The organism is Lacrimispora sinapis, assembly GCF_043633585.1.
In the GTDB taxonomy this organism is placed as follows: Bacteria; Bacillota; Clostridia; order Lachnospirales; family Lachnospiraceae; genus Lacrimispora; species Lacrimispora sinapis.
Genome location: NZ_CP141832.1, coordinates 194,822 through 207,199, shown reverse-complemented (window position 1 = coordinate 207,199; position 12,378 = coordinate 194,822). Strand labels below are relative to the sequence as shown.

The window sequence follows — 12,378 nt, the reverse complement described above, 5'->3', positions numbered from 1 at the left end:
AGGATAAGAAAGGTTACCCTAGAATACAGAAGCAACCTTTCTTTCTTAATTTAAGCAAAAACAACTTGTCCGAGCTTACCTAATATACTTGCAATAAGCGCTGCTACCTCTCCTGTACCTATTACTATTACACCTGCCTCAACTGCAATAATAACTACAACAACTACTAATATTGCAGCACCAACCTTTGCAATTTCCCATTTATATTCTTCAGCAAATGCAAATAATGGTTCGAATACGGAAGTCCCTCCGCCATTATCAACCTTTATACAATATGTGTATTTAAATGAAAATTCAACTGGTGGAAAACCATCCTTAACCTGTACTTCCTTTTTAATTGTATATGCTACATACACCCAATTTCCTGTATCGTCACTTCTTAGCCCTGATTCAAGTACAGAAGCGCCTATTTCCACAGAAGAATTGATATCAAATACAATGTCAAGAATACTTTGAGCTTCTTCAAATCCCTCTAATGAAATAGAAATTTTATCATTAAGATCTATCTGGCCTGACATTGCCCGCCCATTGCTGATATCGCATACAATAGAACCGGGATTATTAGCACTATTATCGAAAAGGGTTGTCTCCCCACTTGCCTCAACAATAATCTTGCCATTTGGCAAAACAGGAATTTCAACTGCCTTATTTAAATTAATTTTATCAGAAGGAAGTACGACATAACACACTTCTAAAAATTCCCTATAATAATCTAACAGTACGTTCTCTACTTCTTTTGCAGTAGGTGGTTTTGGAACTACAATCGCTCCCCCTCCATTATCGCCATATCCATCTATTGTTGAATGATTGAGATTATACGTGCATTTCTGTACACGATCCAGGCTGGTATTTCCTTCAATAGTTGTGACATACTTGTCGTCACCATCAATTACGATGCCTGTATGTGCTACTCTCCCCAATTCATTATTGTAGAAGAAAATGATATCTCCACGTTTTGGATTATATCCACTATTACGTTTATGATATTTGTTTCTTTCTTTGTACCACGTCATTCCTGATGGACACCATGCATACTGTGGAACCAAGTCACCGATAACACCAGCCTGATAAGCACAATAAGAAACAAACATTGCACACCAAGAGCTTCCATTCATTCCATACCACTGGCCGTAAGGAGTGATATTGTTAGCATTATCTTCTTTAAATCCCCACTCTAATTCATGCTTGGCCACATTAATCAGCTTTTCAATACCGTTTCCAGATACATTTACATGATATTTCTCAAAAAGTTTTTTCCATGTACCACCGCCTACGACGCCATCCGCTGTCAAATCATTTGCTCTCTGAAACGCAATTGCAGCATCACTAGTCTGATTATCAAAAATTCCGTTCAACGTCACCTGATAACCTAACTCTTTGAGTAATCTTTGTAGGTATAAAGTCAAAGAACCGTTGGAACCAGCCTTTAACGTTGAAGATATTGTACCACTTCCAGAAGTCCCTCCTAAAAGCATAGTCTTTGTTTTTGTTCCTACCATACCATCTGCAGCTAAACCATTGTCAATTTGATACTTTAGGACTGCGTTATAAACTTTATCAGTGGCTATTCCATCAACAACACCTACATCATATCCCTTATTATGTAACGCAGTCTGTATTGGCGTAATATCCTTACGCATTTTTTCCCAGGTGGCTGTGCCAACAATTCCATCTGAAGAAATTCCAACTTTAGTTTGATAACGTTTCACGGCAGTTTCAGTCCCAGTTCCGAAAATACCATCTGTTCCATTTGGATTAATACAATTAATCCGAAGTGCATACTGGAAATAGCGAACTCTTGGACCACGTGATTTTAGTTTAAGCGGTAAGGCATCAGTAGCTCCATCTGGAATGTCACTCATAAGAATATCATAGGTAGAAGGGCCAACCTGACCGTCAGCAATTAAATAATTTGCTTCCTGGAACTGTTTAACAGCTTCTGCCAAAGCAGAGGTTGCAATACCATCTACTAATGGAACATTATAATTTCTGCTTTGAAGATGCTTCTGGATCTCTTTAATTAACTGCTTTAATTTATTCCATGTGGTAGTATCACATACTCCCGTTTGAGATATTCCATATTTGCTTTGGAAATTAGACACGGCCGCTGTAGTACCCGAACCATACACACCATCAATACTGCCCGGACTACAGCACATAATACGCAACCCATGTTGTAAAAATAAAACATAATCGCCCCTATCTCCGGTACTAAGTGGGAGCATCAAATCATCTCCACCGTTTTCATCATTAAATAACCTTGCTCGAGTAGAATTTCCCACCATGCCATCATATGCTAACCCCCGGCTTTTCTGAAAGGAAATGACTGCATTATAAGTACTTTCTTTAGCAATTCCCGTAATTGCTTCACTAAAAAAACCTTTAACCTTCAATGCCCGCTGAATCGGCTTAATTTCATCCGAAAGACAGTTCCAGGTCTTATCACCTACAATTCCATCAATCCCTAATCCCCACTCTTGTTGAAACTTTTCCACAGCTGCCTGTGTGCCTGGTCCATAAACAGAGTCAATTGAACCGGGGTTGCAGCACATAATTTTTAATGCCTGCTGAAGATATTTTACTTCAATACCTTTATTTCCACTTTTTAATAACATATGTATTCCTCCAAATATTTTAATTTTAAGTAAGCTTTAATCGTTCTAAAATTAATAACGTAGTAGTGCTTATGCCAGGTAAGATAATTGCATCGTCTATTAATATTACGTCTTATATTAATTCCTTTTTTTATTTAATAATTATAACGTTATATAACTTTTCTTTAATCACTTCACTTTTATATTTTGTAGTCTATTTGTCTACATCTTTAATAAAAAATATTTATAATTTTTTGTATCTAGTGTATTCATATAGTCAACCCATTAAAAATAATTTAATGGATCCATTCCATTCAAAAGATATAGTTTTTACTCGATATCTCCCCCTTCTATTTTTTTTAATAGTAGAAACTAGCAGACGATATATGCATCTCTTTCCTTTCGTTTGTAGATATTTTGTCTACTCTAACTATAATACACTTATGTTTCCTATTTGTCAACAGATAAGTAATATTTAGTATAATATTTGTCTACATCATAACTATTCAATTATGCAGGCCAAAACAAAATGGTGTTTTAATAAATTATAGTTATCTAATAACAAATTTAAGTTCACTATCCCGTTTTCAGCTATTATTTTATATTACATTTATATTTCCAATTGCCTATAAAAAAATAAGTGTTATGTTAGCTTCACCGGTATGCATTAACACCATGAACATAAAGTCAAAAGAAAAACAATTAAAAACAGTCTGGGATTTAACAAAAATAAAAGCCAGACCAGATGATGGAAGGAAATACCTTATTATCCAAAGAAAATCAATAAGTAGCAGCACCTACGAAGGATTAATTGATAAGCTATATGATTATTTCTTTGGGGATAATGCTGCCACCATGGACACATACTTTGAAACCTGGATGGAGTGGAGAGAAAAGGAGACAAGTGTAAGTAAAAAGACAATCAAAGAAAACCAATTCATGTGGAGTTCTTTACTGAAGGATCAGGATATCACTTTGATTCCCTTAAAGGATCTGTCAGCAAAGGATCTGATTATCTATTTTCGGAACATAACAAAAGGTCGACAAATTACAAGAAAGCGTTTTAACGACCTAAAAAGCATTATGAATGGAATTCTATATCTTGCAGTAGAAAATAATATCATAGAACGAAACTGCCTTCGAGATATCAACTACAAGCAGTTCAGCTATAAAGCAGAAAATACCAGGATCACCCCATACACCGAAGAAGAACGTCTGAAAATTATAAATCAATTGGGAAACGATTTCTACTCACTAGCAATAAAGCTGGATTTCTATTTAATTCTGCGTATAGGTGAATTAAAAGGTTTAAGATGGGATAATATTTCTGGGGATTTCCTACATGTCCAACACTTTGTGGATGACAGAAATGAGATAATCGAGGATATAAAAGGCCATGCTGGCGAAGGGAAGCGTTACATGCCATTAACACCAAAGGCCAAGGAAATACTTTTACAAATTCGAGCGTTGAATCCAGACAGCAAATACATCTTCATCCGTAACGGCCAGCCCCTGGCAACCGTAACATTTAACCGCCGCTTAAAGAAATGCTGTGAGGAATTAGGCATTGAATACCGCTCCTCCCACAAGCTCCGCTTTTCCACTGCCTCTATCATGTACAAGAACGGAATGGAAGATACTGAACTCCAAAAGCTCCTGGGCCAAACTAGTCTTAACATGACCCACCACTATCTCCGCAACATCACTTCCCAGGAAGAAACAGCATCAAAAATGAGAGCTATCCTGGATTAACAGCCCTCAAAAACACCAAAAATGCCCACGCAAACAAGCGCAAACACCAAATACACAAAGCAAAAACCCCAGAAACCCTTATTTTATCAGGTTTCTGAGGCTTTAATTATAGAGGCGACAACCAGATTTGAACTGGTGATCAGGGTGTTGCAGACCCACGCCTTACCACTTGGCTATGTCGCCATAAATTATAAAACTTTTTTCCTAAATTCAGTGACCCCAACGAGATTCGAACTCGTGTTACCGCCGTGAAAGGGCGATGTCTTAACCGCTTGACCATGGGGCCGTACTTCTATTTCGTTGTCCTCACAGTCTTTGCTTGAGTATCACGAACTCCCCGAGTAGGACTTGAACCTACGACCCAACGGTTAACAGCCGTTTGCTCTACCGACTGAGCTATCGAGGATTATTGCATTGCTGAAATTACTGAGGCATATACCCTCAAAACCACACATTGTCTTATATCTTTCATCCGTTCTTCCTCTTACCTAAACCAACCTGGTTAAGCCCTCGACCTATTAGTGACAGTCAGCTACACATGTTACCATGCTTCCACCTCTGCCCTATCTACCTCGTCGTCTTCAAGGGGTCTTACTCTTGCGATGGGATATCTCATCTTGAGGGGGGCTTCACGCTTAGATGCCTTCAGCGTTTATCCCTTCCCGACTTGGCTACTCTGCCATGGTCTTGATCACCAACAGATACACCAGAGGTCAGTCCATCCCGGTCCTCTCGTACTAAGGACAGCTCCTCTCAAATATCCTACGCCCACGCCGGATAGGGACCGAACTGTCTCACGACGTTCTGAACCCAGCTCGCGTACCGCTTTAATGGGCGAACAGCCCAACCCTTGGGACCTACTACAGCCCCAGGATGCGATGAGCCGACATCGAGGTGCCAAACCACTCCGTCGATGTGAACTCTTGGGAGTGATAAGCCTGTTATCCCCAGGGTAGCTTTTATCCGTTGAGCGATGGCAATCCCACTTTATACCACCGGATCACTAAGTCCTAGTTTCCTACCTGCTCCACCCGTCGGTGTCGCAGTCAAGCTCCCTTATGCCTTTGCACTCTTCGAATGGTTTCCGTCCATTCTGAGGGAACCTTTGAGCGCCTCCGATACTCTTTCGGAGGCGACCGCCCCAGTCAAACTCCCCGCCTGACATTGTCCCCCAGCCAGGTCATGGCTGCAGGTTAGAAACCCAGTATCGCAAGGGTGGTATCCCAACATCGGCTCCTCAAAGACTGGCGTCCTTGATTCTCTGCCTCCCACCTATCCTGTACATGCAATACCGAATCCCAGTATCAAACTAGAGTAAAGCTCCATGGGGTCTTTCCGTCCTGGCGCAGGTAACCAGCATCTTCACTGGTATTTCAATTTCACCGGGTGCATTGTTGAGACAGCGCTCAAATCATTACGCCTTTCGTGCGGGTCGGAACTTACCCGACAAGGAATTTCGCTACCTTAGGACCGTTATAGTTACGGCCGCCGTTTACTGGGGCTTAAATTCAGAGCTTCGCGTTTCCGCTAACCCCTCCTCGTAACCTTCCAGCACCGGGCAGGCGTCAGCCCATATACCTCACCTTTCGGTTTTGCATAGACCTGTGTTTTTGCTAAACAGTTGCTTGAGCCTATTCTCTGCGGCCTGATTTCTCAGGCACCCCTTATCCCGAAGTTACGGGGTCATTTTGCCGAGTTCCTTAACAATGCTTCTCCCGCCGGCCTTAGGATTCTCTCCTCATCCACCTGTGTCGGTTTACGGTACGGGCACATATTACACAATAGCGGCTTTTCTTGACAGCCCCTACAGAGACTTCCCTACTTTTGTTCGGTACGCGTCACACCTTCCTGTTGTTAAGCGGATTTGCCAGCTTAACCAGTCCAATGCTTGCCCCGGTCTTTTCATTCCCGGGTTCTCTCTCGGTTCTGTGTCCCCACAGTTCTGATAATATGCGGTACAGGAATTTCAACCTGTTGTCCATCGACTACGTCTTTCGACCTCGCCTTAGGCCCCGACTTACCCAGAGCAGATCAGCTTTACTCTGGAAACCTTAGATATTCGGCCTGGAGGATTCTCACCTCCATCTCGCTACTCATTCCGGCATTCTCTCTTCTTAACACTCCACATCTCCTTACGGTAATGCTTCGATGCATTAAGAATGCTCCTCTACCAATGTACATAAATGCACATTCCACAGCTTCGGTGTCGTGTTTTAGCCCCGGACATTTTCGGCGCAAGACCTCTCGACTAGTGAGCTATTACGCACTCTTTGAATGGGTGGCTGCTTCTAAGCCAACATCCTAGTTGTCTCTGAAATCTCACATCCTTTTCCACTTAACACGCACTTTGGGACCTTAGCTGGTGGTCTGGGCTCTTTCCCTTTTGACTGCCCAACTTATCTCGTGCAGTCTGACTCCCGTACATCATCTGACCGGCATTCGGAGTTTGATATTCTTTGGTAAGCTTTGACGCCCCCTAGGAAATTCAGTGCTCTACCTCCGGCAGACTAATACGAGGCTAGCCCTAAAGCTATTTCGAGGAGAACCAGCTATCTCCGGGTTCGATTGGAATTTCTCCCCTACCCACACCTCATCGCCACCCTTTTCAACGGATGTGCGTTCGGTCCTCCACCGCCTTTTACGGCAGCTTCAACCTGGACATGGGTAGATCACCCGGTTTCGGGTCTACCTTTACTGACTCAACGCCCTATTAAGACTTGGTTTCCCTTCGGCTCCACACCTTCAGTGCTTAACCTTGCCAGTAACGGTAACTCGCCGGACCGTTCTACAAAAAGTACGCGGTTCCACCTTTAACGTGGTTCCACAGCTTGTAAACACAGGGTTTCAGGTTCTTTTTCACTCCCCTCCCGGGGTCCTTTTCACCTTTCCTTCACAGTACTATGCGCTATCGGTCACTAAGGAGTATTTAGCCTTGGGGGGTGGTCCCCCCGAATTCCCACAAGGTTTCTCGTGTCTCGTGGTACTTTGGATCCTGCTCGCTGACTATTGCTTTCCCATACAAGGCTTTCACTTTCTATGGCCGGTCTTTCCAGGACCGTTCTGGTAACAAATCGTCTCACTTCCTGCAGTCCATAACCCCGCCATGCACGCATGACGGTTTAGGCTCCTTCCATTTCGCTCGCCGCTACTTTGGAAATCGAGTTTTCTTTCTTTTCCTCCGGGTACTTAGATGTTTCAGTTCCCCGGGTTCCCGACGTATGGCTATGGATTCACCATACGACAACTGAGGTTTGCTCAGCTGGGTTTCCCCATTCAGACATCTCCGGATCAAAGGATATTTGCTCCTCCCCGAAGCTTTTCGCAGCTTATCACGTCTTTCATCGGCTCTTAGTGCCAAGGCATCCACCCTGCGCTCTTATTAGCTTAACCAATTCGATGTTCACCTGCGGGTGCGGGCTACTAATCTAAGATACATAGCGTTGTATCTCTGGTCTTAGGTTTGTTCGTTTATCGTACGTCACGATAATTGAACGAGTTTTGTTTGGTTACATCGTTCGATGTAACACCTCGGATGTCTTGATATTGTCTTTTTGCAAAGACTCTATCTAGATATATTTCAATATGTGGTTTTCAAGGTACATACTAATGATTGTTCATTCAGCAAAACTCACTTTCGTTTGTTAAGCTTCCTGAACGGCCTCGCACTCAATTCAGCCTTCGCCTTTCGGCTCGTCTTGATAAAGTGGCTTTCGGCCAATGGAGATGGAGAGATTCGAACTCTTGACCCCCTGCTTGCAAGGCAGGTGCTCTCCCAACTGAGCTACACCCCCATGATACTGGATGTGGGTCTACCCTGTAAAGGCAATCCCTATATTCTTTCTTCTCTGGTTTTTTAACCAATGGGCTTAAGTGGACTCGAACCACCGACCTCACGCTTATCAGGCGTGCGCTCTAACCAGCTGAGCTATAAGCCCATAAATAATCTGGCACCCACCTGCTCTCCCATGCCGTTTCCAGCATAGTACCATCGGCCGCTTAAGTCTTAACCATCGTGTTCGAGATGGGAACGGGTGTTTCCCCTAAGCGCATCGGCACCAGAAATCTTTTGTCTTTCTTGGTGTTTCCTTATTTACTTCTTTGAAAACCTAAGACTCAACAGTATATAAAACCCTCACCACTCTCACTAAATTCAACTCGCTTCGCTTCGTTTCATTAAGTGTTCGGGGTGGGCTTTCGTACTAAACTCGGCTATGCCTCATTAAGTACTCAATGCCTACTTCTTCTTCCTTAGAAAGGAGGTGATCCAGCCGCACCTTCCGATACGGCTACCTTGTTACGACTTCACCCCAGTTATCAGTCCCGCCTTCGGCAGCTCCCTCCTTACGGTTGGGTCACTGACTTCGGGCGTTACCAACTCCCATGGTGTGACGGGCGGTGTGTACAAGACCCGGGAACGTATTCACCGCAGCATTCTGATCTGCGATTACTAGCGATTCCAGCTTCATGTAGTCGAGTTGCAGACTACAATCCGAACTGAGACGTTATTTTTGGGATTTGCTCCAGATCGCTCCTTTGCTTCCCTTTGTTTACGCCATTGTAGCACGTGTGTAGCCCAAATCATAAGGGGCATGATGATTTGACGTCATCCCCACCTTCCTCCAGGTTATCCCTGGCAGTCTCCCCAGAGTGCCCAGCCGTACTGCTGGCTACTAAGGATAAGGGTTGCGCTCGTTGCGGGACTTAACCCAACATCTCACGACACGAGCTGACGACAACCATGCACCACCTGTCTGGAATGCCCCGTAGGGAAGGCCCCGTTACGGACCGGTCATTCCGATGTCAAGACTTGGTAAGGTTCTTCGCGTTGCTTCGAATTAAACCACATGCTCCACCGCTTGTGCGGGTCCCCGTCAATTCCTTTGAGTTTCATTCTTGCGAACGTACTCCCCAGGTGGAATACTTATTGCGTTAGCGGCGGCACCGAAGAGCTTTGCTCCCCAACACCTAGTATTCATCGTTTACGGCGTGGACTACCAGGGTATCTAATCCTGTTTGCTCCCCACGCTTTCGAGCCTCAACGTCAGTTACAGTCCAGTAAGCCGCCTTCGCCACTGGTGTTCCTCCTAATATCTACGCATTTCACCGCTACACTAGGAATTCCACTTACCTCTCCTGCACTCTAGCAACACAGTTTCCAAAGCAGTCCCGGGGTTGAGCCCCGGGCTTTCACTCCAGACTTGCATCGCCGTCTACGCTCCCTTTACACCCAGTAAATCCGGATAACGCTTGCCCCCTACGTATTACCGCGGCTGCTGGCACGTAGTTAGCCGGGGCTTCTTAGTCAGGTACCGTCATTTTCTTCCCTGCTGATAGACCTTTACATACCGAAATACTTCTTCAGTCACGCGGCGTCGCTGGATCAGGGTTTCCCCCATTGTCCAATATTCCCCACTGCTGCCTCCCGTAGGAGTTTGGGCCGTGTCTCAGTCCCAATGTGGCCGGTCACCCTCTCAGGTCGGCTACTGATCGTCGGCTTGGTGAGCCGTTACCTCACCAACTACCTAATCAGACGCGGGTCCATCTCATACCACCGGAGTTTTTCACACCGTGCCATGCGGCACTGTGCGCTTATGCGGTATTAGCAGTCATTTCTAACTGTTATCCCCCTGTATGAGGCAGGTTACCCACGCGTTACTCACCCGTCCGCCGCTCAGTCAATCCTAATTCCACCCGAAGGCTTCCTTAAAATTGCTTCGCTCGACTTGCATGTGTTAAGCACGCCGCCAGCGTTCATCCTGAGCCAGGATCGAACTCTCAAATTTAAGCAAATAGTCTTTGAAAGCGGTCAGATATTTACCAGGAAGTCTGTTGGAAGCTTGCTTCCATAAGGGCTTTCGGGTGAATAGCTGAACATTTGCGAAGCAAATGGTAGCGAATGAAGCAAAGCTTCATGAGCGTACCGCTTGGACCTGCCATTCTGTTCAATCCACGGTCAAAATCAACTAACTAGCTAATTTATTTCCCGTTTTACTTGTTGTTTGGTTCGTATACAATTGCTTGTATTCGTTCTGAATTTCTCATTCAAAGCTGTTCAAACACAGCTTATTTATTAGAATTTTCAGGGTTTTACATACTGTTCAATCTTCTGTTTTCAAAGTGCTTTCGTTGTTGTCCTGTCGATCAGCAACTCATGTAGTATATCATGCAGCCGTTCTCTTGTCAACAACTTTTTTCATTTTTTTCAATCGTTTGATTTGATTGCTGATGTGGGATATCCCGCATCGGAACTATAATATATCATGCCGCAAAGAGATTGTCAAGGGAATTTGTTCCATTTGTTCAAACAATTTTTATAAGTTCACGTTTCCTCCTATCTATAAGGAGATAATGCGTATTTTTCCGCCTGGAACCGGAAATAGAAAAATCTACAAACTAGGCTTTTTCCACCTTCATTTGTAGATTTGTTTTAATTGCATATATGATAAATACAATTTCTTTCTCATCGGAACCCCTGGAGAACCCCTAAAACCATAAGATTCAAAAGATTATGGCTATATAAATAGGAAAGCCATTTGCTGGCTTCAATCTGCTGGGAAAGCAAAAGTCCCCACGAGGTACCAGAGAAGGCCGTGATGAGAATACAGGCCAGCCATACAAACACAAGTCCCTGGATTCCGCCCAGCAGTGCACCGGCGATTTTGTTGATTCCCGAAAGGATCGGCAGACGGGAGATGAGATCCAGCCAGCGCACGATCAATTTCATAGCCACGTATACCGCTGCAAACAGTATCACAAAGCCTACGGAATTTAAAATCTTATTGGCAAGGTAGTTTCCAATATAATCGGTAAATGCCTGAACCCCCAGCATTTGATACATTTCACTGTTATTATTTTCAATCAGTGCATTTTTCATTGTTTGAGGTAAGTTCAGTTTTTCAATGACTGTCCGCTGCACAGACGGCATTTCAGAGGAAGCTTCATCGGAGCCTTCTTCCGCCTGCAGTCCAACGGACTTTTTCATGCTTTCAGATATCGTCTGCTGCAGACCGGTATTTTCCTTTAAATACTCTGTTACAACCGGCAATGCGGCTCGTACAATGGTCAATGACAGGACCAGGGCCAGCATGGATACAACCAACCGGATAAAGCCTCTGTGATGACCGTATAAAACCATTCCTATAAGATAAGCACCAACAATTACTGATAACCAATTTTCCATATATAGCCTCGTCATAGTTCTGCACCAAATATCAACCGGGTAATCGCGGAAGCTACTCCGTTTTCATCGTTGGTATCTGTGATATAATCTGCCTCTGCCTGCAATTCAGTGCTTCCATTTTTCATAGCAACACCAACTCCTGCCATACGGATCATCGTAAAATCATTTTCTCCGTCTCCTACCGCCATGGTCTGTTCTGCACCAATTCCCAGATGGGCAGCCAGTCGGTGAAGTGCTTCTCCTTTGGTCGCCCCGGGGGCATTGATCTCCAGGTTATTGGGCATGGATGAGGTGACAAGAATATCATCTCTTTGTTCTAATTCCGCTCTCAGCCTGGTCCGCTCTTCCATATCAGAGAAAAAAAGATTGATTTTTTCCACGGGCTTATGAGACTGCTTTACATACTCAATGATATTTGGATGAATGTCCCGGGTCATTTTCACCATCTTTTGTAATTCCGGAGACAGACCATAGTCAGATAAGTTTTCAAAAAAACGGGGCTCCGTGATTCCGCGGCGCTCAATGTACGGATCGTACATAACATGGCGGGAATCTAATAAATACAGAATCTCCAGTGCAAGCTCCCATGGCAGCATACAGGAATCTATCACTGCCTCTTCTTTCAAATCGTATATGACCGCACCATTGGTAGTGATTGCATAACGAACACCGGGAATGTTTTTTATTTCCGGCGGAATTCCATCTACTGCCCGGCCGGTGCAGGGAACAACCCATATACCGTTCTCAACGCAACGGGACAGCGCCTGACGGTTCGCTTCGGACAGACGCTTTCGGCTGTCCAGAAGGGTTCCGTCCAAATCCAGTGCAATTAGTTTAATATCCAATTTTATA

4 protein-coding genes, 5 tRNA genes and 3 rRNA genes are annotated in these 12,378 nt (G+C 44.2%); 1 reads left to right on the top strand and 11 read right to left on the bottom strand.

Annotation, left to right across the window (positions count from 1 at the left end; genetic code table 11):
- Positions 1 to 50 precede the first annotated feature (50 nt).
- Entirely contained in the window at positions 51 to 2,615 is a 2,565-nt protein-coding gene (locus VIG27_RS01030; RefSeq protein ID WP_394524489.1) for a peptidoglycan-binding protein, read from the bottom strand.
- 654 nt (positions 2,616 to 3,269) lie between these two features.
- On the opposite strand from VIG27_RS01030, the gene VIG27_RS01025 reads away from it, so the two are divergent.
- Entirely contained in the window at positions 3,270 to 4,346 is a 1,077-nt protein-coding gene (locus VIG27_RS01025; protein ID WP_394524488.1) for a tyrosine-type recombinase/integrase, read from the top strand.
- 112 nt (positions 4,347 to 4,458) lie between these two features.
- On the opposite strand, the gene VIG27_RS01020 is transcribed toward VIG27_RS01025, so the two are convergent.
- The 10 genes from VIG27_RS01020 to VIG27_RS00975 form a co-directional block, all read right to left on the bottom strand.
- Positions 4,459 to 4,529 (bottom strand) — tRNA-Cys (locus VIG27_RS01020).
- 31 nt (positions 4,530 to 4,560) lie between these two features.
- A tRNA-Glu gene (locus tag VIG27_RS01015) sits at positions 4,561 to 4,632 on the bottom strand.
- A 47-nt stretch (positions 4,633 to 4,679) separates the two neighbouring features.
- A tRNA-Asn gene (locus VIG27_RS01010) sits at positions 4,680 to 4,752 on the bottom strand.
- Between the two features lie 92 nt (positions 4,753 to 4,844).
- A 23S ribosomal RNA gene (locus VIG27_RS01005) occupies positions 4,845 to 7,736 on the bottom strand.
- Between the two features lie 328 nt (positions 7,737 to 8,064).
- A tRNA-Ala gene (locus VIG27_RS01000) sits at positions 8,065 to 8,137 on the bottom strand.
- Positions 8,138 to 8,207: 70 nt separating this feature from the next.
- Positions 8,208 to 8,281 (bottom strand) — tRNA-Ile (locus VIG27_RS00995).
- A 7-nt stretch (positions 8,282 to 8,288) separates the two neighbouring features.
- A 5S ribosomal RNA gene (rrf, locus tag VIG27_RS00990) occupies positions 8,289 to 8,406 on the bottom strand.
- Between the two features lie 192 nt (positions 8,407 to 8,598).
- Positions 8,599 to 10,129: ribosomal RNA gene (locus VIG27_RS00985) — 16S ribosomal RNA — on the bottom strand.
- Together the 16S, 23S and 5S rRNA genes with 5 tRNA genes alongside form the textbook arrangement of a ribosomal RNA operon.
- Before the next feature lie 677 nt (positions 10,130 to 10,806).
- On the bottom strand, positions 10,807 to 11,526 hold the full coding sequence (locus VIG27_RS00980; protein ID WP_394524486.1) for a CvpA family protein: 720 nt from the start codon (positions 11,524 to 11,526) through the stop codon (positions 10,807 to 10,809).
- Positions 11,527 to 11,537: 11 nt separating this feature from the next.
- Positions 11,538 to 12,371 carry a Cof-type HAD-IIB family hydrolase gene (locus tag VIG27_RS00975; RefSeq protein WP_394524484.1) on the bottom strand — a complete coding sequence of 278 codons (834 nt, stop codon included), beginning with the start codon at positions 12,369 to 12,371 and terminating at the stop codon, positions 11,538 to 11,540.
- Positions 12,372 to 12,378: the final 7 nt, after the last annotated feature.